The organism is Peptoclostridium sp. (assembly GCF_009881055.1).
In the GTDB taxonomy this organism is placed as follows: Bacteria; Bacillota; Clostridia; order Peptostreptococcales; family Peptostreptococcaceae; genus Peptoclostridium_A.
Genome location: NZ_WXFG01000001.1, coordinates 1 through 25,253, shown reverse-complemented (window position 1 = coordinate 25,253; position 25,253 = coordinate 1). Strand labels below are relative to the sequence as shown.

Annotated in this window: 22 protein-coding genes, 8 tRNA genes and 1 rRNA gene; all 31 read right to left on the bottom strand. The window is 44.2% G+C overall.

What is annotated here, in order from left to right; translation table 11 throughout:
- Nucleotides 1-163: 163 nt before the first annotated feature.
- Nucleotides 164-1,108, bottom strand: coding sequence for an AEC family transporter (locus tag GT589_RS00155; protein WP_293394124.1), 945 nt, complete (start codon nt 1,106-1,108; stop codon nt 164-166).
- 18 nt (nt 1,109-1,126) lie between these two features.
- Nucleotides 1,127-2,929, bottom strand: a complete 1,803-nt coding sequence (locus tag GT589_RS00150) for an aminopeptidase P family protein (protein ID WP_330582818.1) — start codon at nt 2,927-2,929, stop codon at nt 1,127-1,129.
- 176 nt (nt 2,930-3,105) lie between these two features.
- Nucleotides 3,106-3,447 carry a cupin domain-containing protein gene (locus GT589_RS00145; RefSeq protein ID WP_293394121.1) on the bottom strand — a complete coding sequence of 114 codons (342 nt, stop codon included), beginning with the start codon at nt 3,445-3,447 and terminating at the stop codon, nt 3,106-3,108.
- A 92-nt stretch (nt 3,448-3,539) separates the two neighbouring features.
- Nucleotides 3,540-5,702 (bottom strand): putative bifunctional diguanylate cyclase/phosphodiesterase, encoded by a 2,163-nt coding sequence (locus GT589_RS00140; protein WP_293394118.1) that lies wholly within the window; start codon nt 5,700-5,702, stop codon nt 3,540-3,542.
- 83 nt (nt 5,703-5,785) lie between these two features.
- Nucleotides 5,786-6,628 (bottom strand): alpha/beta hydrolase, encoded by an 843-nt coding sequence (locus GT589_RS00135; RefSeq protein WP_293394115.1) that lies wholly within the window; start codon nt 6,626-6,628, stop codon nt 5,786-5,788.
- Nucleotides 6,629-6,645: 17 nt separating this feature from the next.
- Nucleotides 6,646-7,089 carry a ferritin family protein gene (locus tag GT589_RS00130; protein ID WP_293394112.1) on the bottom strand — a complete coding sequence of 148 codons (444 nt, stop codon included), beginning with the start codon at nt 7,087-7,089 and terminating at the stop codon, nt 6,646-6,648.
- Nucleotides 7,090-7,093: 4 nt separating this feature from the next.
- Nucleotides 7,094-8,488, bottom strand: a complete 1,395-nt coding sequence (locus tag GT589_RS00125) for a glycosyltransferase family 2 protein (protein WP_293394109.1) — start codon at nt 8,486-8,488, stop codon at nt 7,094-7,096.
- Nucleotides 8,481-9,554 (bottom strand): HEAT repeat domain-containing protein, encoded by a 1,074-nt coding sequence (locus GT589_RS00120; RefSeq protein ID WP_293394106.1) that lies wholly within the window; start codon nt 9,552-9,554, stop codon nt 8,481-8,483. Before GT589_RS00120 ends, GT589_RS00125 begins: the two co-directional genes overlap by 8 nt.
- A 145-nt stretch (nt 9,555-9,699) precedes the next feature.
- Nucleotides 9,700-10,275, bottom strand: coding sequence for a flavin reductase family protein (locus GT589_RS00115; RefSeq protein ID WP_293394103.1), 576 nt, complete (start codon nt 10,273-10,275; stop codon nt 9,700-9,702).
- Nucleotides 10,276-10,427: 152 nt separating this feature from the next.
- The gene (gene glmS / locus GT589_RS00110; protein WP_293394100.1) at nt 10,428-12,254 is read right to left on the bottom strand and encodes a glutamine--fructose-6-phosphate transaminase (isomerizing); all 1,827 of its coding nucleotides are present in this window, start codon (nt 12,252-12,254) and stop codon (nt 10,428-10,430) included.
- Between the two features lie 232 nt (nt 12,255-12,486).
- Complete coding sequence (glmM, locus tag GT589_RS00105) at nt 12,487-13,833, bottom strand: phosphoglucosamine mutase (RefSeq protein WP_293394097.1); 1,347 nt, start codon at nt 13,831-13,833, stop codon at nt 12,487-12,489.
- Between the two features lie 173 nt (nt 13,834-14,006).
- Nucleotides 14,007-14,834 carry a YitT family protein gene (locus GT589_RS00100; RefSeq protein ID WP_293394094.1) on the bottom strand — a complete coding sequence of 276 codons (828 nt, stop codon included), beginning with the start codon at nt 14,832-14,834 and terminating at the stop codon, nt 14,007-14,009.
- A gap of 445 nt (nt 14,835-15,279) precedes the next feature.
- A complete protein-coding gene (locus GT589_RS00095; RefSeq protein WP_293394091.1) occupies nt 15,280-15,822 on the bottom strand; it encodes a 2-oxoacid:acceptor oxidoreductase family protein in 543 nt (180 codons plus the stop codon).
- Nucleotide 15,823: 1 nt separating this feature from the next.
- On the bottom strand, nt 15,824-16,579 hold the full coding sequence (locus tag GT589_RS00090) for a thiamine pyrophosphate-dependent enzyme (protein ID WP_293394088.1): 756 nt from the start codon (nt 16,577-16,579) through the stop codon (nt 15,824-15,826).
- A complete protein-coding gene (locus GT589_RS00085; RefSeq protein ID WP_293394085.1) occupies nt 16,579-17,637 on the bottom strand; it encodes a 3-methyl-2-oxobutanoate dehydrogenase subunit VorB in 1,059 nt (352 codons plus the stop codon). Before GT589_RS00085 ends, GT589_RS00090 begins: the two co-directional genes overlap by 1 nt.
- 24 nt (nt 17,638-17,661) lie before the next feature.
- Nucleotides 17,662-17,877, bottom strand: coding sequence for a 4Fe-4S dicluster domain-containing protein (locus tag GT589_RS00080; RefSeq protein ID WP_293394082.1), 216 nt, complete (start codon nt 17,875-17,877; stop codon nt 17,662-17,664).
- A gap of 105 nt (nt 17,878-17,982) precedes the next feature.
- Complete coding sequence (locus GT589_RS00075; RefSeq protein WP_293394079.1) at nt 17,983-18,660, bottom strand: ATP-binding protein; 678 nt, start codon at nt 18,658-18,660, stop codon at nt 17,983-17,985.
- A gap of 27 nt (nt 18,661-18,687) precedes the next feature.
- Nucleotides 18,688-19,758 carry a butyrate kinase gene (buk, locus tag GT589_RS00070; protein ID WP_293394076.1) on the bottom strand — a complete coding sequence of 357 codons (1,071 nt, stop codon included), beginning with the start codon at nt 19,756-19,758 and terminating at the stop codon, nt 18,688-18,690.
- 111 nt (nt 19,759-19,869) lie between these two features.
- The gene (locus GT589_RS00065; protein ID WP_293394074.1) at nt 19,870-20,769 is read right to left on the bottom strand and encodes a phosphate butyryltransferase; all 900 of its coding nucleotides are present in this window, start codon (nt 20,767-20,769) and stop codon (nt 19,870-19,872) included.
- Complete coding sequence (gene buk / locus GT589_RS00060) at nt 20,770-21,837, bottom strand: butyrate kinase (RefSeq protein ID WP_442952069.1); 1,068 nt, start codon at nt 21,835-21,837, stop codon at nt 20,770-20,772.
- 259 nt (nt 21,838-22,096) lie between these two features.
- Nucleotides 22,097-23,299: a CdaR family protein gene (locus GT589_RS00055; protein ID WP_293394068.1), complete on the bottom strand. Its 1,203-nt coding sequence runs from the start codon at nt 23,297-23,299 to the stop codon at nt 22,097-22,099.
- Nucleotides 23,299-24,186, bottom strand: a complete 888-nt coding sequence (gene cdaA, locus GT589_RS00050; RefSeq protein WP_293394144.1) for a diadenylate cyclase CdaA — start codon at nt 24,184-24,186, stop codon at nt 23,299-23,301. Before cdaA ends, GT589_RS00055 begins: the two co-directional genes overlap by 1 nt.
- A 173-nt stretch (nt 24,187-24,359) precedes the next feature.
- A tRNA-Gly gene (locus tag GT589_RS00045) sits at nt 24,360-24,433 on the bottom strand.
- 5 nt (nt 24,434-24,438) lie between these two features.
- Nucleotides 24,439-24,513, bottom strand: a tRNA-Gly gene (locus GT589_RS00040).
- Nucleotides 24,514-24,538: 25 nt separating this feature from the next.
- Nucleotides 24,539-24,622, bottom strand: a tRNA-Leu gene (locus GT589_RS00035).
- A gap of 79 nt (nt 24,623-24,701) precedes the next feature.
- A tRNA-Tyr gene (locus GT589_RS00030) sits at nt 24,702-24,786 on the bottom strand.
- 12 nt (nt 24,787-24,798) lie between these two features.
- A tRNA-Thr gene (locus GT589_RS00025) sits at nt 24,799-24,874 on the bottom strand.
- A gap of 6 nt (nt 24,875-24,880) precedes the next feature.
- Nucleotides 24,881-24,957: transfer RNA gene (locus GT589_RS00020), tRNA-Asp, on the bottom strand.
- A 7-nt stretch (nt 24,958-24,964) separates the two neighbouring features.
- Nucleotides 24,965-25,040 (bottom strand) — tRNA-Val (locus GT589_RS00015).
- 7 nt (nt 25,041-25,047) lie between these two features.
- A tRNA-Glu gene (locus GT589_RS00010) sits at nt 25,048-25,122 on the bottom strand.
- A 5-nt stretch (nt 25,123-25,127) separates the two neighbouring features.
- Nucleotides 25,128-25,244 (bottom strand): 5S ribosomal RNA (rrf, locus tag GT589_RS00005).
- Nucleotides 25,245-25,253: the final 9 nt, after the last annotated feature.

The following is a 25,253-nucleotide window of genomic DNA, read 5'->3' as shown; positions in this document are numbered from 1 at the left end:
CCTCCTGCGTATATTGTTCCGAAAACCCACAAAGGTATGTCTACCCAAAATTAATTATCTCATTCATAATTTCGATATAAAAATAAATAATTATTCATTTTTTTTGAGGTTTCCTGTAAAATTAATTGTACCTATTACAATTGCAAGTGTCAAACAAAAATAATTATACGTAAAAAAGCTGTATCAAAACCACATAAACCGGTATTACGAATATGCTAAGCACTGTGCTCATTCCAACCAGGAATGAAGCCTTCTCCTCCTGCAATCCGAATTTCTTTGCAGTTATTGCGCTTTGAGCCATTATCGGCATTGCGGCTTGCAGTATGAATGTCTTCTTCATAAGAAGCGGCACGCTGCTGTAATTCAAAAGCAGCGCTGTCAGAAGTGGAAGCACAATAAATTTGCCCGAGAGCGCTATTACACTTTTGCTGTCTATTAGCCCCTTTGAAAACTCCACGCGGCTTATCATCATTCCTATTATTATAAGCGACATTGGCGTAGCCATGCCGCCAACGCTCTTTAGTGTGCTGAATATGAATTCAGGCAGTCTCGCATCCGCAAATACAAGCACCAGGCCTGCCATGAAGCCTATAAACGGAGCTGAAAACAGATTCGCAAGTCCTCCAAAGAACGAATACCCGCCCACGCTGGCTTTCGCCTCTTTCTTTATGAAATAAAGCCCCATTGTCCAAAACAAAGTTGTGTTGGCAAAATAGTAAATGAGCGCATACGTTGCAGCCTCCTGCCCTAGTATTGCAACACATATAGGCAGTCCCATGAATATTGTATTCGAAAATGAAAACAGCACAGCAAAAACGCTGCTTCCGCCTTCTCCTTTATCCAAGAATCCGAATATGACCCTTGCAAGAGCATAGCACGCCGCAACCGAAATTATGCTTGTCAGCACACCGCCGAGCGAGTCTATAATCATCTCGCGTGTGAACTTTTCATATACGCTCGTAACCATTAGCATTGGTATGGAAACGTCAAATACAATCCTGTTTAATACTCCTGATGCATTCTCGGGCAGCAGCTTGTATTTAATGAGACCATACCCGATTGCTATTATTATGAATATGCTCCCTATGCTTTCAAATGCGCTAATCATAATATGTTCCTTTCGCGGCTATATGCTCCTTGTCATATCCTGAAGCCAGCTTCTTTCTTCCTCGCTTAAATGCGGCGCTATATATTTACATACCCTGCCATGGTAGTAGTTGAGCCAGTTCCTCTCTCCCTCGTCAAGCATGGAAGTCTCTACTCCCCTTATGTCGATGGGGCAGTAGGATATTGTCTCAAAATCCATGAATTGCCCGAACTCCGTATGCTGCGCCTTTTTTACGAGCAGTGTGTTTTCAATCCTTATGCCATGCTCGCCCTCTCTGTATATGCCGGGCTCATTTGTCAGCAGCATGCCCTCTTCAAGCACTGTAGAATTTGGATTCTGGCTGATCCTTTGCGGCCCCTCGTGCACGCTCAGAAAGTAGCCAAGCCCGTGCCCCGTTCCGCACTTGTAGTCTATGCCTTCATTCCACATAGGTTGTCTTGCTATGATGTCAAGGTTCGTTCCTGTCGCCCCATGCAGGAATTTCAGCCTGGCAAGCGCAATGTGTCCCTTGAGCACAAGAGTAAAATCCCTCTTTTGCTCTTTCGTGAGCCCGCCGAGCACTATTGTCCTTGTTATGTCAGTAGTGCCGTCTGGATACTGCCCTCCCGAATCGACAAGCAAAAATCCCTTAGGTTCAAGCTTGCTGCAGCTCTCATCAGATGCGCTGTAGTGCATCATCGCGGCATTGGCCATATATGCGCATATAGTGTCGAAGCTTGGCCCCGCATAGCCCGGCTGCTCTCTCCTGAGGCTTTCTAGCATATTGGCGGCAGACATCTCGTCGATGTAGATTTTTCCAATATTCTTGTCGAGCCAGCACAGGAATCTTGCCATGGCTATTCCATCTCTTACCTGGCATACTCTGATATTTTCTATCTCGGTTTTGTTCTTCACGGCCTTTAGCCTTTCAACTATGTCTGCCTTTTCAATCCTGGTGCAGCTTTTGTGAATGAGTCTAGAAAGGCTGTAGCTGAGCTTTGACGGATCCAGGTATACGCTCGATTTTTTTTCAAATCTTTTGATGGCCTTCCCTACCGCATTATAAGGCTTTATTTGAACGCCGCTTTTCTCAAGGCTTTCCCTGGCCTCTTTGGTGAGCTTCTTTCTGTCGACAAATATCAAGCTTTCATTTAGTGATACGATTGCATAGGCCATGAAAACAGGGTTGTTTTTCACGTCCGACCCTCTGAGATTGAACAGCCATGCAATATCGTCGAGCGTGCTTATTATGTAGTACTTGGCCCCTTCCTCTCTGAGCCTTTCCCTGACTAGTTCCTGTTTTTGAAGGCTGCTTTTGCCAGCATACTTGAGTTCATGGACATAAACCTTGCCTGAAGGCGCCTGTGGCCTGTCCTTCCAAAGCTGCTCTATTATGTCGTATTCTCCACTTATCCTGATGCCTTTTTTTGAAAATGACTTTTCTAGCGACCCTGCCTCCAGAGCTGATATAACGCTGCCGTCAAATCCTACGCACATGCCTTCACCCAGCTTTTCAAAGAGCCAGCCCTCGTAGGATGGCACCCCCGGCTGCCTCATCCTGAAAAGTTTAATGCCGCTTCCTTCAAGCTCCTTTTCCGCCTGTATGAAATATCTTCCGTCAGTCCATAATCCGCTCTCACCTGCTGTTACAACGAGCGTTCCGGCCGATCCGGTAAATCCTGATGCCCATGCCCTTGACCTCCATCTTGGAGCCACATATTCGCTGGCATGAGGATCGGAGCTTGGGATTATGTATGCGTCCAATCCCCTTTTTTTCATCTGCTCTCTTATGCGGCTTATCTTTTCGTAAGCTTTCATCTGAATCTCATCCCTTTCATTCATATGGAAATATATTATATGGAAAATTATTTTTCAATGTAATAATTATACTACTAATCCTCAATATTTCATAATCTATAGCATTTTTTTTGAAATTCACCAGCAAATTCTCAAATAAAAAGCCGCCTCAATAAAATGAAGCAGCTCTAAATTGCCTTTAGGCGTATGTTAAGCTTGGCTTAAAGGCTGAACACGACTACAAGCAGCATCTTGAATTTTTCCTGAGCCAGCAGCGCGTGTGGTATACCGGCTGGCATTACTATTGTTTCGCCTTCCTTGAGGCTGAATACCTCGTCACCCACTGTTATTTCTGCCTGACCATCGAGAATGTAGACAAGCGCATCTCCACCCGACGAATGTGAGCTTATCTCTTCACCCTTGTCGAATGCAAAAAGTGTAAGGCTGAGCGGCTTGCCCTGCGCGAGAGTCCTGCTTACAACCTGTCCCTCCTGGTATTCAACCAAAGATTTCATTTCGATTACCTTTGAAAAATCCATGTTTTTTATGAAATGCTGACTCATTATAAATCCCTCCTGTATATTTGATATTTATTTTCTCTGATTTGCTATACTACGAGTATATCAGGAGAAGACATCAATTCATGTAACTAATGTTACATATTGACGAGTTTCATATTTTCTTCAACTCTGAGCATCATTCCTTCAAACTCCCGAGCTGTCACAGGCTTGCTGAAAAGGAAGCCTTGTCCAAATCCGCAGCCTACTTTTCTTAGGAATTCAAGCTGCGATATTGTTTCAATGCCCTCGGCCACCACATGTTTCTTAAGCGAATTGGCCATTTGAATTACAGCCTCTATTATAGCCTTGTCTGCATCGTCACTTTCAATGTTTTTGATGAATCTCCTGTCCATCTTTACAGTGTCCATCGGTAGCTTCTTGAGGTAGGTAAGCGAGGAATAGCCTGTTCCGAAATCATCAAGCGCAATCCTGAATCCAAGCTCCCTGAGCTTGCCCAGAGTTTCAACGGCCGCTTCCAGGTCCGTCATTACAGCTGTTTCCGTAATCTCGAGCTCCACTCCATTGCAGTCCATATCAATGCCCTTGAGCAGCTCCCCTATATCCTCCGCCATACTCTCCTCGGAAAGCTGCCTGCCAGAAAGATTTATCGACAGCTTCAAGTTTTCATACCCCATTTTATTCCAAACTTTTTTCTGCTCCAATGCATTTTTTAGCACCCAGGCTCCAATCTCTTTTATCTGGCCGGTTTGCTCTGCTAGAGGTATAAATTCGTTCGGCGGTATGAAGCCTTTTTCGGGATGAAGCCATCTTATTAGGGCCTCAGCCCCTATAATTCTGCCGCTTTCCAGATGTATTTTCGGCTGATAGTGCAGCAGGAATTCCTCGTTTTCAATCGCACGCCTGAGCTGATTTATCATGTCTATGTGCTTTAGATTCTTTTCCTGCATCTGCTGCGAATAGAAGGCATAGCTGTCCTTGCCCTTTTCCTTTACGCTGAACATCGCCGTATCCGCATTTTTAAGCAGGGTCGTCATATCCTCTCCATGCTCGGGGTATACGGCAATACCCATGCTAAAAGATATAAGGAACTCGTGCTCGCCTATTATCCAGGGTTTTCTAAGGCTGCTGACAAGCGAGTCCAGCTTGGCCTGTATCTGAACCTTGCTTGATATTCCAGTTAAAATTATTGCAAACTCATCTCCGCCAAGGCGTACCGCCCGGTCGGGGGATACTACCTGCTCCTTCAGCACGCCCGCTATGTGCTTTAGGAGTATGTCTCCAGCAAAATGACCGTATGTATCATTTATATGCTTGAAATTGTCTGTATCCATGTACACAAGTGCAAAGCTTTCCTTGGAATCCCCATTTATCTCAAGCAGGTCTCTCATGTAGTTTTCAAACATTACCCTGTTTGAGAGTCCTGTGAGCTCGTCGTAGTAGGCAAGCGAATGCAGTTTTTTTTCGAGGGCCTTTCTCTGTGTAATATCTGTTCCAAGAGAAATTATCTCGGTCGGTGCTCCATCATTGTTGTGAAGTACGCTGCTGTTCCACAGAATATCCACGTAATTTCCGTTTCTGTCCATAATGCGGCTCTCGTGATTTTTGAGAGTTTGCCCGCTCCTTACCTTTTCAAAAACTCCCCTCATAAACTCCTGGTCTTCGCTTGAAACCACTACGTCGACCCAATTCCTGCCTGCAATCTCATCCTGCGTATAGCCCAGCAGCTTTTCAGCGTATGGATTGATACGCTTTACCCTTCCATTCTTATCCCAGATTGCCACAAGCACAGCGACATTGTTGATTATGTTGTCCGCCAGCTGCCTCTCCTTGCGATACATATCAATAATCTCTACAAGAGCCTGCCTTTTTGTTCGGAGCTTTTCCATCTTCACCCTAAGCTCTTCTTCCGCATTTCCAAGTTTTTTGTTTGTTTCGGCCAGCTTCATGTTTTCTTCGGCTGCCATGTCCAGTGCATATTTGAAAAGGCACATCCTCTTTCCAATCAGCAGGAAAAGAATTACCATAGTTATGCCAACAAAAATCCAACCCTTGTAGGTCTGCATCATGGCATATTTTTGAGTATCTTCAATTGCTGAAGACAGAATCCTGTCTGAGAAGGAAATCCATAGTCCGCCCAAAACTCCATAAATAAGCGCAATCTTTGCAGCATCAAAAATAGGGCTCACAGAATCTCTGGAACCCATCAGTTTTTTTATTGATTTTTTATCGCTGCCCCATGCTTTTATGTTAACTGTGTTTATTTTTGCAGTAAATACTTCGAGTTTTTTTAGCATCATATTCTCCGCCGTTCGATTTGAATAGTCAGCTCATTTATACCCCAAAATCTCGCACAAACAACGTTCAGCTGCAAATATTTTGACTACCTGTTTCCCAATATACCTATTGCCCATTCACACATGTAGTTGATTACTGTTTCCGAGTCTGTATCGTTGTGTAGTTCGTGATACATGCCCTTCCATGACTTGAAGTGTATATTGTCATTCGCCCGAATACTCAGCTCCCTGCTTGCGTCGAAGGATGTAATCTTGTCGTCAGTTCCATGCATCAGCAGCACAGGTATCCTTATGTCCTCTGCATGCTCAAGCGCGCGCTCTCCAGCCTCGAATGCCTGTATAGCCAGTCTTGCGCTTATTCTTTTGTGGAAAAGCTTGTCTGTTTCCGTCTTTATGATTATCTTGTTGTTGTTTGTGGTCAATTTGAGTTTTATGCCGTTTGAGAACGTGAAATCAGGCTTTAGTCTTTCGATTATTCTAATGATTCTTGTAAGCCTCTCTGAAGGCTGTACATAAAGCCTTATCCAGGGACTCGATACTATCGCTGCGCTTACACAGTCCGGATGGTCCAGCAGATAATTCAAGACTTCGTTTCCCCCAAGGCTGTGACCGTATAATATGCAGGGCATACCCCCGCTTTCCAATCGCGCAGTCTCCAGCATACTGCCAATATCATCCATCAGCAGGGAATAATCCTGCACATGGCCGTATTTTCCGGAATTCCGACCATGCCCCCTTTGATCAAATGAATATACACAAAATCCCTTTTTTACAAACTCAAGAGCTAAATGCTCAAATCTGCCGAAGTGTTCGCCCAAACCGTGAACAATTACAACCGTCCCTATCGGAGCCGCCGTCTCATCATGCCATTTTGAAGCCTCTAGACACTCTCCGTCGCGGCATTCCAGCCTGAACCTGGTCATGACCATATTATTTTCTCCTTTTTCTATAGCTCATGCAGTTGCTGAAGCACAAAAAACATGTGGTTTTTCTCCTCGGCCGCCAGCTTTCCAAACAGTTCCCGCTCTTTTGAACCCTTACCAAAAAGCTTTTCCAGCTCGCTGTAGAGCTCTATTGACTCCTTTTCTCCCTTGAGTGCAAATAGGAAAAGTTCTTTCCTGTTCATGAAATTGAGCTCATCGTCGCTTAACCTCTCATTCTTGGTCTTAATAGCCGCCTCATTAGGCATATCAGTCGAAAGCGCCAAGTCAGACTCTTTTATGCCGTTTACAATCACCGATATCCTCTCGGCATGGCTCAGCTCCTCCGCCTTGAAAACCCTGGCTATGCTCGCTATGTCAGGGGCGCTTTTTTGAGCTATCCTCTCATATACCTCTGCGGCACCCTCTTCATTGCCTATAGCAGTCTGCAACCATTCATAAAGATTCATCTCATCACCCCTGTTCAAATGATTTTCTCTGTATTGTACCCCACTGCTTTCTACCTTTTCTGTAATTCCAGAATGCCTTTACTCTCCACCATACCGTGAGTTGTCTGTATATAAACTGCTCAAGCAGGCTGAATGCAAACAGCATTAGAATCTCTCTTACTCCATTGTACCTCTTGTATGATATCTGTTCAAAGAATATGGCTGAAAAAGAAAATAAAATCCCGAAGAGGAACGCCATAAGAAATATGTATATGAATTTTTCTGACAAAAATCCCATGTAAAGCGATATGACAAGCATTATATAGCCCAGTGCTTCAATGACAGGTCCAAGAAGCTCGACAAAAAAGAAGTAAGGCATCGAAAGCATCCCCACCTTGCCGTAGTCCAGATTAAAGAGCATCTTCTTGTGTTTGAGCAAACCGTCTGCAAGACCCCTGTGCCATCTTATCCGCTGACTCTTGAGTCCCTTGAGCGTATCAGGAGCCTGGGTCCAGCATACGGCATCAGATGCAAATTCGATCTTGTAGGGTATGTCGTTTTTTCTGTAGTGCTCATGCATCCTGAGAGTGAGTTCCATGTCCTCACCTATTGTCTTTTGATAGCCGCCTACAGCCACCACCGCCGATTTTTTGAAAAGCCCGAAAGCCCCTGATATTATGAGAAGCGCGTTCATCGCCTCCCACCCAACGCGACTTGTAAGGAATGCCCTGAAATATTCTACTATCTGGAATATTTCTATCGATCTTTTGGGGATTTTCGCCCTGATAAGCTTCCCCTCCCTTATCTCGCAGCCGTTTGCAATCCTGACTATTCCTCCGACAGCTATTGTCTCGTCATATTTGAGGAAAGGCTTAACTATCCTCAGCAGCGCGTCTTTTTCTATTACACAATCGGCATCTATGGCGCACACAAGCGGATATTTAGACACGTTTATTCCTGCATTCAGCGCATCCGCCTTGCCGCCGTTCACCTTGTCCACAACCACTAGATTAGGCATTTCAAATGACGAGTAGACACCTCTTATCTCATTGCAGTATATCTGCATGTTGAGCTCCAAATCTATCTTCCTGAGCTTGAAATGTGAGAGCATCCTGCTCAGCGTTTCATCGCAGGAGCCGTCATTGACTACTATGACCTCCAGCAGTGGGTAATCAAGCTCAAGCAATGATTTGATATTGTCAATTATTGTCTCCTGCTCGTTGTATGCCGGAACTATTATGGATATTGGCTTTGTGTAGCTGCTCGTTAGAGTTATGTCGGAATTTACAATCCTTATAAATTCCATGAGTCGGTCCCATGATATCGCAATTAATATCATATAGAACAGATTGACTATTATGAAATAGGCGAATATCAAACTGCTAAAGCCGTCTATTAAAGCTTTAATCGCATCAGTCATCGCTTACCACCCCGTATTCCTTTACAGTATAATAAACTGCCTGGTTTGAATTGAGAGCTCCGTACGCCAGAGCCGATACAGCAGCATCGCGCTTGCTCAGAGATATGTCCACAAGAGCACTTATGCCATCGACTCCAAGCTTTGCAAGCACATCGACTGCATTGTATCTGACCCACCATGCCTCGTCGTAAGTCATAACCTTCAGCGCCTCAACGACATCTGCTCCGCATCTTGAAAAGTCGTGCATGGATTTGGCAATGGCTGCTCTCACCTCCCATTCGCCTTCTCTCCTGTACAGTTCCATAAGATTGTCGAAATATTTGGCACTTCCCGTAGCCGCAAGTGCAAGTACGGCAGCAAGCCTGACTTCTTTCGTATCGCCTAGATATTTAAGGAGCCTGTCTGAATTTGACTCATTCTCCATCCCCTGCTTGCCTTTCAGAACTCTTATGAAAACAGTCTTGCCGATTTCGGAGGATTGCATCTCCAGCAGATTCAAATACCTCTCCATGTCCAGGTCAAGATTGTCTATCATCTCAATTATCCTGTCCCTTAATATGCTTGAAGCCACAAGCTTTTGGACAAACATGTCCGTCTGTGCCTGCGAAAGCGGAATAAGCGACAGTGCATAATAGCACATGTATTTCAGCTCAAAATCTTCGGAGTTCGAACCTTCCATAAGCACATCGAATGCCTTTGGAGATTTCATTATGCATATTTGCTTTATGATGTCAAAATTCAGGCTTTTTTTTGCATGGTCTATAGCGGCATCAACATACCCTAGCCTTTCAAACTTGTCGCTTTGTGAGCTATTTGAATTTCGTGCATGCTCAAGCAGCATATCCAGCACTACGCGTCTGCTGTGAACTCCGTCCATTTGACATATGAGCTCTTCAGCGCGGCCCTCATCTTCTATGTACGCCTCTAAATGGGCTTTTAGTCTTGCACATGCATGCTCATACTTTTTCCTGGCAAACTTGTCTTTAATGGCCAAGGCTATTGTAGCGAAGAAAATCGCCGCATTCAGTGTCAGCAAAGCGTATATGCTAAGCATGACAATTGTCATTGTACTATTCGAAAACATTTGGCACAACCACCTCCATCATCTCATATTATAGTACATTCCCGGATGAAATGCTTGCAAATAATGAATAAAATCAAAAATGCCCGGAAAATAAATCGCCTATTTTCTGGACATTTCGCTTTATCTGCTATCTGTTTTTAATCTCGTATCCCTTGCCCTCATCCCAGCATTTGCCTATGCTTCTGCCTGACGACATGTAAGTTCCCTGCGGCATTTCAAAAAGCACCGGAGCCACCTTCTCATAATCTATGTTTCCCGCCTCGTCAAGCACATCCTCATCGGCATAAGTGTTGACCACCCTGAGAACATAATTGCTGTGAGTATCTGTGTCGTATATGTCGATTACCTCACACTCCATTGAAAGAGGAGAGTTGTTTATAAGCGGCGCGCCCTTTAGTGTCCCATGATAATATTCGAAAATATCCGACTTGTCCTCATCTTTTCCCGAAACCATACCTGCATAATCAGCCGCCTTTATCATGTCACTCCTTATGAGATTTACGGATGCCGCCTTGTTCTCCATTATAGCTTCGTTGGAATAGTGTGTCTTTCTGACGCTGAGCATTATGCTGTCGCGCCCTATGAGTCCTATGTGTGCAATTACCATCCAGTTGGCCCTGCCTCCGCTTTCAGTGCCAACAACTGTCACGGGTGTTGGATAGAGCCCGATTACAGGCCCTAGATTTCTTTTCATAGTCTCCATATGCCTCTCCCTCCATATCCACATTATTTCATAAGCTAGTCGAAAACTTACATGCTGCAGTATATTATGCAACTTCAACAATACACCTATACCCATTTTCGCCTGAAAACAAAAAAGAACCAGGCGAATATGCCTGGTTCTTGGGATTTAAATTATTCAACTGTAACTGATTTGGCCAAGTTCCTTGGCTTATCTACATCGCAGCCTCTTAGCACTGACACATGGTATGCTATAAGCTGAAGCGGCACTACTGTGAGTATGCTTGCAAGCAAGCTGTCCACCTTAGGGATGTAGAATGTCATGTCAGCAACCTTTTCAACCTCTGTGTTGCCTTCCTGAACTATTGCCACTACGAACGCTCCTCTTGCCTTTACTTCCTTCATGTTGGATACTATCTTTTCGAACAGATTCTCCTGGCTTGCTATCCCTATTACAGGAGTTCCCTCCTCTATAAGCGCTATTGAGCCGTGCTTGAGTTCGCCTCCCGCGAAAGCCTCAGTATGCATGTAGGAAACCTCTTTCATCTTTAGCGAGCCTTCCATTGCAGTATTGTAGTCAAGACCTCTTCCAAGGAAAAATCCGTGCTGCTTGTCCATTATTGCCTTTGCTATCTCTTCCAGCTTTGAATCCTGCTCTATTATCTGCTGCACCTTGCCTGATGTCAGCTTTATCTCTTCTATTATCCTCTTGTATTCCTTCTCGTCCATTCTTCCAAGCTTTAACGCCATATCAAGAGCTATCATGTAGAACGAAACAAGCTGTGTAATGTACGCCTTTGTAGAGGCAACTGCTATTTCAGGACCAGCCCATGTGTAGAACACATCGTCAGACTCCCTTGCAATTGAAGAGCCAAGCACGTTTGTTATTGAAAGTATCCTCGCGCCCTTCTTCTTTGCGTGCTTTAGAGCCGCTAGCGTGTCTAGAGTCTCCCCTGACTGGCTTACTATTATAACCAGAGTCTTGTCGTCAACAAAAGGATCTCTGTATCTGAATTCCGATGCTATGTCCACCTCGACTGGTATCTTGACGAACTTTTCAATCGCGTATCTTCCCACAAGGCCTGCATGATATGCTGTGCCGCAAGCCACTATATATATCTTGCTTATGTCTTCAAGCTGCTCTCTTGTAAGGCGAATGTCGTCCAGCTTTATAAAGCCTTTGTCGTCCAGCCTCTTAGTGAGTGTCTCTGTTATGCTCTTTGGCTGCTCGTGTATCTCCTTTAGCATGAAGTGCTCGTAGCCGCCTTTTGAAGCCGCCTCTACATCCCACTCAACGTGCATAACCTCTTTGGCTACCAAGTTTTTGGCCGAATCGTAAACCTTGACGCCTTCCTTTGTAAGCTCCACCATCTCGCCATCAGCTATGAGGTACACGTCTCTTGTATAGTTTAGCAGCGCAGGTATGTCTGACGCTATGAAGTTTTCTCCATCTCCCAGCCCTACTATGAGAGGGCTGTCCTTCCTTGCAGCGACAAGCTTTCCTGGCTCATCCTTTATGATTGCACCTATTGCATATGATCCTCTGACAACTCCAAGGACCTTGTGGACCGCATCAAAAAGGTCGCCCTTGTAGTAGTAGTCTATCAGATGCGCAAGCACTTCTGTATCTGTTTCAGACTTGAACACATAGCCTTTTTCTATTAAATCATCTTTAAGCTGCATGTAGTTTTCTATTATGCCGTTGTGTACTACGGCTATAGTGTCATTCATGTTTGTATGGGGGTGCGAGTTGACAACTGTTGGCACGCCGTGAGTAGCCCACCTTATATGGCCTATACCAAGGCTGCCTTCAACGGGCTCTTTCTCAAGCTCCTGCTCAAGCACCGAAAGCCTTCCCGCATATTTTCTTATAACAAGCTCTGATCCTGTGTTTATGGCAACGCCTGCTGAGTCATAGCCTCTATACTCAAGCTTGCTAAGCCCGCTGAGTATTACATCCGTCGCCTTCTTGCTTCCAACATAACCTACTATTCCACACATAAAAAACTCCTCCTTAAAATTTAGATATTATGGTTAATATATTTAAGGAGAAAGTCAGCATCACCCAGTCCGTTTTGTCCGCCAGATCACTCTGGCTATTTGCTGGACCTTTTTCGGCCGTGAAAAGCCGCCGGGACATCCGCCGATAATTCGATAATCCCGATCCTCGTCAACTTGGCATAGCCAAGTCCAGGCGCTATGCAGCCGTAAGGCTGCATTTTATATATTTGGACTATGCCATTCTGGACTCTATTATACTTGCAAGCCCCTTAGCCAAATCCATAAGCTGACCTTCTTCACTTCCTTCAAGCATTACCCTCACAAGCGGCTCTGTTCCGGAAGGCCTTATAAGCACCCTTCCATTTCCGCTCATCAAGTTTTCAATTTTTTGAATTTCACCTTTAATCACGTCATCTTCCATAAAACTTGACTTGTTTTCATTCTTAACCTTCGCATTCACAAGCACTTGCGGATACACAGTCATTGCAGACGCAAGCTCCGAAATAGATTTGCCTTCCTGCTTTACTATTGACGCGAGGAGCAATGAGCTTAACACTCCGTCACCTGTTGTATTGTAATCAAGGAATATAAGATGACCAGACTGCTCTCCACCTAGATTATAACCGCTTCTGAGCATTTCTTCAAGCACATACCTGTCTCCGACGTTTGTCTGGACAAGTTTTATTTCAGAATTTTTTGCCGCCTTATGAAGACCTATGTTGCTCATAACTGTAACTACAATCGTATCGCCCTTAAGCTTGCCCTCTTCCTTGAGATGCCTGCCACATATAGCCATTATATGGTCTCCGTTTACTATGTTTCCACAGCTGTCAACCGCTATAAGCCTGTCTGCATCACCGTCATATGCAAAACCCATATCGGCGCCGGTTTCCACAACTCGCTTTGAAAGGCCAAAGGGATGAGTAGAACCACACTCCACATTAATGTTAGTGCCGTCAGGGCTCGCGTTAATCAGCTCAACGCTGGCTCCAAGCTCCTTGAATACAAGCGGAGCCACCTGGTATGCCGCGCCGTTGGCACAGTCAAGCACGACCTTTAGGCCGTCCAGTCTGCTTTCAGCTATTGATTCAAGATAGCTCGCGTAATCCCTTATAGAATTGTCCTCTATGGTCCTATAGCCTATCTTTTCACCAAGCGGAACAAACTCTATATCCTCCATTTTTTCCATAAGCGCTTCTATTTCATGCTCTATTTCGTCAGAAAGCTTGTAGCCTTCGCTGTTGAAAAATTTAATGCCGTTATATTCCATGGGATTGTGCGATGCAGATATCACAACGCCGCAATCAGCAGAGTATTTCCTGTTAAGATATGCAACCGCGGGTGTTGGGACAACTCCAAGGCATACCACCTCGGCGCCTGCAGACATAAGCCCTGCACAGAGCGCAGACTCGAGCATGTCTCCTGATATTCTAGTGTCCTTTCCAACAAGCACCTTTAGCTTTTCCTTGCCTTTGCCAAGCACATATGCGCCAGCCTTGCCAAGGCTGTATGCCAGCTCGCAGGTAAGCTCCTTGTTGGCTATTCCCCTTACTCCGTCAGTCCCAAAATACTTTCTCATTTTGAACTTCTCCCTTCAAAACTAACTACAAAAAATAAATAAAGGGAATCAAATCCCTTTATTTATTTTAGCATATATCCACTTTTATTTCCACATCAAGCACTGATTATAATATCATTTTTAGACTTTATTTTAACGATGAATTCACGATTCACGTTTTATGGACTTGCACACTATATGAGACTCTCTTTGAAGCCTCTGCCTCTCACTTCAGTTGCCTCGTTGACACTCATGAACGCATTCGGGTCTACCCTGCTAACTATGGTTCTTAGTTTTTGCAGCTCACTTGAGTTTACTATGCTGTATACCACCTTCTGGTCGCTTCCTGAATATGCGCCTTCTGCCTTGAAGAATGTAACCCCGCGCCCTATTTCGTCCATTATCTCGCTTGAGAGCTCCTCTGATTTTTGAGAAATTATCATTACTGAAAGCTTGTTGTTGAACATGAGCTGCACCTTGTCAACCACCTGATATGCGACATACATGGCTATGAGCGTATACATTGCCCTTTCCGCTCCAAATGCGGCTCCTCCTATGGATACTATAATAAGATTAGCTCCCATAAGCACATTGGTTATCTTTATGTTCCACTTTTTCTTTATAAAAGCGGCTATTATGTCGGTTCCTCCCTGGGAGGATCTGCTTTTAAATGTCAAGCCCATCCCTAGACCATTGAATATTCCTCCAAATACAGCACTTAACAATATATCATCTACGGTAAATTGTCTGAATAGGTTTGATGTGAATAGCAGAGTAAATGAGAACAGCATCATATTTATAAAGCTGTAGAGCGTGAATTCTCTGTCGAGCTTCCTGTATGAGACTAGAAATAGTGGAAGGTTCATTAAGAATACCGTAAGACCAATTTGGATTCCTGTTGTGGCGTTGAGAAGTATGGCTATACCACCTACTCCTCCACTGAGAAGCTTGTGCGGCGCCAGAAAACCGTTAATGGCCAGCGCGCAAAAAATGTTTCCGAGTATCATTCCTAATATCCTCATGGGGGATACCATTAGATTCATCTCCTTTTGATATAAGACAAAGCATGCAATTGCAAATTTTCCTGCATTTTGGTGTATTTATAAAAGTACATTGTTTTGGGTGTTTTCTGCCGTGTCGCATGGCACACTTTTTGTGTGTTGCAAATACTATGTATTTCACATATTGATTATATACCCTTCACATGTTGATATGCAACTTTTATTTCATCAATGACAATTTTTTTATTCTCCGTTCATCCCATGAATTATTTTTAATAGTTATATCATAATCAAACTCATCTACTTCCTACCTTAGTGTTGTAAGAACAACACTACAGCTGAATAAATATATATGATTCAGAAAAATGAAATATTTTTAAGCAATTGCTTCAGGACATGAAATAAAAAAAGAAAGGCAGCCCACTTTCTTTCAGACTGCCTTTCTTTTTTTATATTTTATAGAGGATTATTTTATAGCTTCCTGACCTTTTTTGATCGCCTCTGTGTTAAGAGGTATAAGCTTTTCTTTGCTTGGTCCGAAAACCTTCTTGAAGGCTTCTATTACAGATTCCATTTCAACAAGCCCTGTAGCCTCAAGGAACGCTCCAAGCATAACCATGTTGGCAACCTTAGGGTTTCCAAGCTCAAGTGCCAGGTCGTTGCAAGGCACGTAGTATACCTGAACATCGTCTCTTTCTATCTTCTTAGTTATTAGAGAAGAGTTTATGAACAGCTTTCCTCCAGGAACTACACTGTTTTCGAATTTCACTAGCGAAGGAAGGTTCATTATTATTGCGCTAGTGGCATCGTCATTTATTATAGGAGAGCCAACCGGCTGGTCTGAAACTACAACCGAGCAGTTTGCTGTACCTCCACGCATTTCTGGTCCGTATGAAGGAAGCCATGAAACCTCTTTGTTTTCAAGCATTCCCGCATAAGTTATAAGCATTCCAAGTGACATTACGCCCTGTCCGCCGAATCCTGCAGATATTATTTTTTCTGTAGCCATATTATTTTACCTCCCCTTCTTTAGCTGGATCTCTAAAGTTCCCAAGTGGATAATATGGCATCATGTTTTCTTCAAGCCACTTTAGAGAGTCTAACGGATGAAGTCCCCAGTTAGTTGGACAAGTAGAAAGAACTTCTACTATGCTGAAGCCTTTTCCTTCAAGCTGAGTTTGGAAAGCTTTCTTTATGGCAGCCTTGGCTTTTCTTACGTTAGCCGGAGTGTTTACTGAAACCCTCTCAACAAAAGCAGCACCTGTAAGAGTTGAAAGCATTTCAGAAACTCTTATCGGGTAACCGCAGTGGTCAACATCTCTTCCGTAAGGAGCAGTCGTGGCCTTTTGTCCCGGAAGAGTAGTCGGAGCCATCTGTCCGCCAGTCATTCCGTATATTGCGTTGTTTACGAATATTGTAGTTATCTTCTCGCCCCTTGCAGCAGCATGAACTATTTCAGCCGCACCAATCGATGCAAGGTCTCCGTCTCCCTGATATGTGAATACTACCTTGTCAGGGAATATTCTCTTAACGCCTGTAGCAACGGCAGGGGCTCTACCGTGAGCCGCCTCGTGCATATCACAGTTGAAGTAGTTATATGCAAGAACTGCGCAGCCAACAGGAGCAACACCTATAGTTTCTCCAAGCACTCCTAGCTCTTCAAGCACTTCAGCTGTTATTCTGTGTATTATGCCGTGAGTACATCCAGGACAGTAGTGAGTTTGAGCATCAGTAAGTCCCTGTGTTTTTTTGAATACAACTGCCATTATTTCGCACCTCCTATTACTTCAAGCGCTTTGCCTTTGATTCCCTGAGGAGTAGGTATCATGCCGCCCACTCTTCCATAGAATGACACTGGCCATCTTCCGTTAGAAGCCATCTGAACGTCTTCTAGCATTTGTCCCATAGACATTTCAACTGTAAGCAGGTTCTTCGCTGCAGGTATTTCGTCGAATGCTTTGAACGGGAACGGCCATATAGTCTTAGGCCTTATAAGTCCAGCCTTAACGCCTTCTGCTCTTAGCTCTTCAACGACGTTTTTAACTATTCTTGAAGTAGTTCCATAAGCTACGAATACAAGCTCAGCATCCTCAGTCTTGTACATTTCGTATTGAACTTCATTTGCCTCTATTTTGGCATATTTTTCTGCAAGTTTGAAGTTGTGGTCTTCCAGCTCTTGAGGGTCAAGGAATAGCGAGTTTATTATGTTAGGCTTTCTTTCGCCCTTAGTTCCTGTTGTAGCCCAATCCTTGGCAGGAAGCTCTCTCTTTTTAGGAGCTTTGAATTCAACCGGCTCCATCATCTGACCTATCATACCGTCTGCAACTACCATGACAGGAGTTCTGTAGTAATCAGCTACATCGAAAGCTTCCATAGTCATATCAACAGCCTCTTGTATAGAAGCCGGAGCGAATACTGGAGTTCTGTAGTCTCCGTTTCCGCCTCCTCTAGTAGACATGAAGTAGTCTGCTTGTGATGGCTGTATTCCGCCTAGTCCTGGGCCGCCTCTCATCATGTTAACTATAACGCAAGGAAGCTCAGCTCCCGCTATATAAGTTATACCTTCCTGCTTAAGAGCGATTCCTGGAGATGAAGAAGATGTCATTACTCTTGTTCCTGTACCTGCTCCACCGTATATCATGTTTATTGCAGAAACTTCCGACTCAGCCTGAAGATAAACTCCACCTATCTTAGGAAGCTCTTTTGACATGTATTCTGGTATTTCGTTTTGCGGAGTTATTGGATATCCGAAGAAATATCTGCAGCCCGCCTCTATAGCCGCTTTAGCTACAGCCTCGTTGCCTTTCATCAAAATCTTAGCCATGTTCCGGTTTCCTCCTTTTTTTTATTAGTCTCTTTCAACAGTAATAACACAGTCTGGACACATAGTAGCACAGTTAGCGCAGCCTATGCATTTTTCCGGCTCAGTAACCGAAGCCGGGTTGTATCCTTTTGCATTAATCTTTGTCTTGTCAATAGCCACGATATTTACCGGACAAACTGTTGTGCACAGCGCACATCCCTTGCAGCGGTCTACATCAAAAGTAACTTTACCCTTAGCCATTTGGACCCTCCTTATATTATGAAAATTTCTTTGGAAAATTTTAAATATATTTATTATAAAATCCGGCCAGCCTGTGGGCGGACCAAACTTCCTCAGCTGATTTGATTACATCCAGTCTTCTCTCATTATCATTTCTATTTCCAGCACTTCTCCGTCAAGACCCTCCGGAAGCCTCCCGGCTATGTCCCCAGTACAGGCTATATATCTTATAGGTATGCCCTTCACCCTCGATACCTCTTTTGCAATCTCCTGGCCCTTTAGCACGTCTTCAACAGTAGTCTCTCTTACCATGTGAGTGTTGTTTATAAGCCCTGTAACCTTTATTCCTGTGGTATATTCTATCTTGCCTATGTGCTCTATTACACCTTCTGCAGTAGTCGTCTCTTCCCTGTTCGCATTTATAACGAAAAACATGTCGTAGTCGTCCTTGTCAAGATCGCCTATAAATCTTGCAAACGCCCTTGAGCCCACATGGTCTCCGCCAAGATCCACAACATAGTTGTAGTCAGAGTTCTTAAGAGGCGCCACTATTGCCGGCGAAAGTGCAGGCACGTCTACGCATCTTCCATTGATAGAGCTGTCTATTACCTGTATGCCCCTAGCCTCAAGCAGCTCCTTTTTTTCCCTGGTTCGGAAATAGGGATTCACAACGTCAAGATCTCCTATAGCGATTGGTCCTTCTATCATTTCTCTGAGCTTAATGACATAGTTTACAGCACACTCGGTTTTGCCGCTTCCATAATGCCCTGTTATTATTCTGACTCTCTTGTCTTCTTTTATCACTTTCAGCCCACCATCTCTCTCGCTGTTTTAGTAAGTCTTCGCAGCCTCTTCGCCTCTGAGGACCCTCAGGCCGCCTTCTGCAAGAGCTATCATTTCATCTTCTCCAGGATAAATCTTTACAGGAGATATGAAAGAGACTCTTTCAGATATATAGCTGGTTATGAACTTTGAGTATGCTATCCCGCCAGTAAGGACTACGGCATCAACATCGCCCTTTAGAACTGCCGCGCAGGCGCCTATTTCCTTGGCAGTCTGGTATGCCATTGCTTCATATATAACCTTCGCTTTTTCATTGCCTTCTTCTATCATCTTTTCAACGTCTCTGGCGTCATTAGTTCCAAGGTAAGCCACGAGGCCGCCGTTGCCCTTTATCTTCTTTTTCATCTCATCCAGCGTCACCTTGCCAGAGAAGCAAAGCTTTACAACGTCTCCAACTGGCAGACCGCCCGCTCTTTCCGGCGAGAATGGTCCTTCTCCATCAAGGGCATTGTTTACGTCTATTACTCTTCCCTTTTCATGGGCTCCTACAGAAACTCCTCCTCCAAGGTGGGCAACTACAACATTTACTTCGTCGTATTTCTTGCCCATTTCAGCAGCCGCTCTTCTAGCAACCGCCTTTTGGTTGAGGGCGTGGAATATGGATTTTCTGTCTATCTCAGGCATTCCTGATATTCTTGCAACGTCGTTCATCTCGTCAACAACTACAGGGTCTACTATGAAAGCTTCAACGCCTGCTGCCGCTGCTATTTCATTGGCTATGAGACCGCCAAGATTTGATGCGTGCTCTCCCAGCACTCCGACTCTAAGGTCTTCCATCATCTCAGGAGATACCTTGTAAGTTCCTCCTGCTATAGGCTTTAGAAGTCCGCCTCTTCCTACAACAGCGCTTAGAGATTTAATCTCTATGCCGCCCTCAGCAAGAGCCTCCTCTATTACCGCCTTTCTGAACTCGAACTGGTCTGCAATCTTTTCGTATTTGCATATCTCATCAGTAGAGTGTCTGAGCGTCTTTTCGAATATCTGCTCTTCATTGTCGAATACGGCTATCTTAGTAGATGTAGAACCTGGATTTATCGCTAAAACTCTTAATTTTTCCATACGCTTCCTCCCGTTTATAATGCCCAATTTGACAGTTTATTTTAAAATGAGTATCTTCATGTTTGTTTGAAGTTGAAAATTTTTTCGTGTTTTTAACAATGTGTCGCAATATTATTTCGAAGCCGCAAGCACTGCAAGCGCTATCGAATTTAGTTTTGTGATATCGCTGTCAGCTCTTGAAGTAAGAACTATTGGAGCCTTCGCTCCTACTATAAGACCTGCATTTTCAGATCTTGCAAAGAACACCATTGATTTGTAGAGGACATTTCCAGCCTCTATGTCAGGCACAAGCAGTATGTCAGCCTTGCCAGCCATCGGGTGATCCATTCCCTTGTGCTTTGCAGCCTCTTCAGAAACAGCGTTGTCAAGGGCGAACGGTCCGCCCACCATGCAGCCTTCAAACTCTCCTGCATTGTACATATCCTCGAGCTCTTTTGCCTCCATAGTAGCTGGCATCTTAGGATCTGCTTTTTCCTTGGCGCAAAGAGCTGCGACCTTAGGCACTTCTATTCCCATGGAATGTGCAACAGATACCGCATTTTCTATTATCTGCTTCTTGGTGGCAACATCGGGAGCTATGTTCATCGCCGCGTCCGTAACTATGAACATTCTGTCATAACCCGGTATTGCAAACAGTGCCACGTGGCTTAGCACGCTGCCTGTTCTAAGTCCGATCTCCTTGTTGAGCACAGCCTTTAGAACTATCGAGGTATCAACAAGGCCTTTCATAACTATGTGAGCCTTGCCGCTTGAAACCATTTCAACAGCCTTCAGCGAAGCTTCAGCAAGATCTTTTATGTCTATTATTTCGTAGTTTGCAGTGTCTATTCCCTCAGCCTTTGCAATCTGCTCAATCTTTTCGGCGTCTCCAACAAGTATGGCGTTTGCTATGCCTAGTTTCCTTGCTCCCTCAACAGCAACAAGAACCTCCTTGTCCTGAGCGCACGCTACAGATATTATCTTTGGTCCTTTTTGTTTTGCAAGCTCTAGCATTTCTTTGAAATCTTTCACTTACTTCACCTCATCTTCGTATATTTTAGCTTGTTCGCTTCCATTTACAACTCTGAGAGCTCCTCCGTTGAGAGCACCCATTTCGTCCTCGCCGGGAACCACAACAACAGGGGCTATAAAACTCACCATATCTTTTATATAATCCACTAGAAGATTCGAGTATGCAAGGCCTCCCGTTATCACTATAGCCTGAACATCACCCATAAGAGCCGTCGCCATGGCGCCGATTTCCTTGCCTATCTGATAACCCATAGCCTCGAATATAAGCTTGGCCTTATCGTCTCCGGCTTCTATCATCTTTATTACATCTCTTGCATCATTAGTTCCAAGGTAGGCCACCAAGCCGCCCTTCCCCTTGATTTTGGCCTTCATCTCTTTTTCGGTATACTTTCCCGAAAAGCACATCTTCACAAGATCGCCCACAGGCAATCCGCCTGTTCTTTCTGGAGAAAAAGGTCCCATCTCATTAGCGTTGTTGTAATCTATATTATTGCCTTTTCGTACAGGCGCCACGCTTATGCCGCCCCCCAGGTGGGCCACAACAAGATTAACCTCGTCAAATTCTTTTCCAAGGCTCTCGGCAACCTTTCTGCCTACGGCCTTTATGTTAAGCGCATGTCCCAAAGATATTCTTTCTATCTCTGGAATTCCCGATATTCTAGCCACATCGTCAAATTCATCTACAGATACAGGGTCTACAATGAAGCTTTGTATATTCTCCATGTCAGCTATGGCCTTGGCTATTATTCCTCCGAGATTAGACGCGTGCTCGCCCCTTTTTCCCGCTCGAAGGTCCTTGAGCATAGCTTCAGTCACCTTATATGTGCCTCCTGTAATCGGAGCCAGCAAGCCGCCTCTTCCTACCACGGCAACCAAATCGCCGGTAGAATAGCCTTCGCTCTCAAGCCATGAGAGTATTATTTCTTTTCTCATTTCAAACTGGTCCGCTATGTGTTCATACTTTTCAATCTCACCAGGAGCATGGTCCAGATTCTTCTGAACAACATTTTCTTCTCCTTTGAAAAGTGCAACCTTAGTTGAAGTAGAACCAGGATTAATAGCCAAAATATATTCTCTCGCCACAAAACCACCCCATATAATTAAGTTTTAGCTGCCTTTATTAATCTTTATACCTTAAACAATAACTTTATAACGTTTTTTAACAATGTGCAAATATTTAGAATTTTTACGGTCTATTCCAGAAAAAACGTTTTCAAAAATCTGATATAAAAAAATCAAAAGCTCGTATGAATTTGATTGTGGTTTTTTGATATACTAACATGATATATTGAAAAAGAAAAAAATGCAATATTGGGATTCCGGAACATTAATTCCCGGAGCCCAATATTGCATTTTTTGGCTCTATTTCAAGTATTTCAACCCCCTCAGGAGCCTCTGCTTGTATTTCCATCTTTGCAAGTTTCTGATTGTAATCCTGCAAATTCACAAAGAGCTTTATGTCTTCTTGTTTGAAATTTTTTTTGTACTCCTCTAAATACAATACTTTCACTTTCACCTTTTCAGGAATATTATTTTTGGAAATGTCTAAATTTTGTATGTTGTTCAGGAAGCTGATTCTTTCTTTGGAAATATACAAATTTTCGACAACGACTTTCGAAATATCTATACCGATTTTAATTTTTTGAATGTCTGAATTAATATTTTCAGGCAGCGCAAGCTCAACTTCGATATTCTTGTCCGCATATACGTCCGATAAGCTTACAGGCTTTGTTAGTATCTTATTGATTTTACCCACAGCCTCACTTTCTCCCGATATCGTCACAAATTCAGGTTCCGAATTGAGGCTTTTTATCCTGTAGCTCTCCGGGGCTTCTCCTTTTGTCACTATTTCTATTGGTACCTTTTTCTCGGCCTTTATCCCCAAACTCACATATGCCGTCTTGTTGGCAAGCTGAACATGCTCAACCTCCCTGCCCTGGCTGTCCACAGGCACAAGTGTGTATTTCGAGCTGAAATTAGTCTTTTTGCCCTTTATATCAACATTGCAGACCACGCGTTTGACTTTTGAAACTAGCGATTTCGGCCCCTCTACAAAAGTATATCCCGGATCTACCTGCATTTCGGAAACAACTACGCCGTCTTCAGCACCCTTGTCTATTATTATCTCGACATTTTTCTTTTGAACACTGAGCTCTTCCATGTCTACAACTAGTTTGTCCGGTATTATAGTTGCCGTAACACCACTTGGAAGCTGCGCGCTTATTTCAACCACATTCTTACCCACATGCGGGCTCTTCACATACCCCAAAACATATACATCCCCATTATCTATATCCTTTAGCAGAGATCTCCTTCCTCTTAACACCAGTTTCATATCAAGACTGCTCTCCGGGGAAATTATCAGTTCCTGTTTTTTTATGTCCTGTGCATTCGATATGGCAGGCGTCACGTCAGAAAAATCGCGAGTGATTATAGGATCAACCTCCGCCATTACATAGATCCACATCAAAAATGCAAAAGCCAGTGAAACCAGCTTTATCTTCATGTTGCTCCGCAGCAAATCCATCATTACAAGGACCTTCCTTTGTTCAGAATCTTTTCTATGCCAGATTCTCCTTTTTTAAATATTTTTTTTGCCTCGGTCTCGGGTTTCAAGTCTTTTTCAAGAATATTAACAAGCTGATCCATATTGAGATTTCTTCTAAGCTTGCCTTCCCTTGCCACCGACACGGCTCCATTTTCTTCTGACACAATCACAGCTATAGCATCTGACATCTCGCTTATGCCCATGCCGGCTCTGTGTCTTGTACCCAGCTCCTTGCTTATGTTCTTGTTGTCCGAAAGAGGCAGGAAGCATCCGGCAGCCGTTATTCTGCTGCCCCTTATGACAAGCGCACCGTCGTGAAGCGGTGTGTTGGGTATGAATATGTTGATTAGCAGCTGCCTTGAGATTACCGAGTCTATTCTGGTTCCAGTCTGTATTATTTCATTGAGACCAGTCTCTCTTTCTATTACGATAAGGGCTCCTATCTTCTGCCTGGAGAGCGAGAATGCGGCCTCCCCGATTTCTTCTATGGCAGCACCCACGTCCTGTTCATTTTCGAGCCCAATGAAGGACTTGTCTATGAACTTGGTCCTTCCTATGTATTCAAGGGCGCGTCTGAGCTCGGGTTGGAAAACTATAAGCAGAGCGATTACTCCCACTGTCATAGTGTTCTTTAATATCCAGCTTAGCACATGCAACTGCAGCAGTTCGCTCAGCTTTGTCGCAACCACAAGCACTAGTATGCCCTTTATCAGCTGCTCAGCCCTGGTCTCCTTTATAAGCATGTAGAGCCTATATGAAATATAGGCCACTATCAATATATCTAAAATATCCAAAAAACCAATGTTCATTATTATGTCCTTAAGTTCCCACAAAGCAATCTTCTCCCTTTCAAAAGCTCTAATCGCCATAAGCCAGAGGGACGGTTCTCTTGGCTTTTTAGCCAAGAGAACCGTCCCTCTGGCTTATTATTATCCACACTTATTATATTAATTGTTGTATTCAAATTTGTAAACAACTCAGGGAAATATGGAGGAAATAAAAAAAAGAGCACTATCTAAAATAGAACTCTCTTCTTTGTTAATGGAGCGGGTGAAGGGGATCGAACCCTCGCAACCGGCTTGGAAGGCCGGGGCTCTACCACTGAGCTACACCCGCGTGTTTGGAGCGGAAGACGGGATTTGAACCCGCGACCCTCGCCTTGGCAAGGCGATGCTCTACCACTGAGCCACTTCCGCATTTTCCAAAATTTTAAGTTTTTTGTGGTGCGGGTGGAGGGACTTGAACCCCCACGTACTGGACACTAGATCCTAAGTCTAGCGCGTCTGCCAATTCCGCCACACCCGCATATTGAATACTGCATACTGTATTTGTTGCTTTTACATTAAACATTTTACAACTTTTTAACTTGCTTGTCAAGTTTTTTTGGTGGAGGAAGCTGGATTCGAACCAGCGAAGTCGGTGACAACAGATTTACAGTCTGCCCCCTTTGGCCGCTCGGGAATTCCTCCTGATAAAATTAATGGAGCTGGTGATGGGACTTGAACCCGCAACCTACTGATTACAAGTCAGTTGCTCTGCCAATTGAGCTACACCAGCTCATTATGGCGATCCGGAAGGGGCTCGAACCCTCGACCTCCAGCGTGACAGGCTGGCATTCTAACCAACTGAACTACCGGACCAAATATATGGTGGGAGCAACAGGGCTCGAACCTGTGACCCCCTGCTTGTAAGGCAGATGCTCTCCCAGCTGAGCTATGCTCCCACTCTAATGGTGACCCTACCGGGGTTCGAACCCGGGTTACCGCCGTGAAAGGGCGGTGTCTTAACCGCTTGACCATAGGGCCTTGAAAACTGGCTGCGACCTACTCTCCCGGGACCCTTCGATCCAAGTACCATCGGCGCTGAGGAGCTTAACTTCTGTGTTCGGCATGGGAACAGGTGTAGCCTCCTCGCTATTGCAACCAGATTGTCCTTT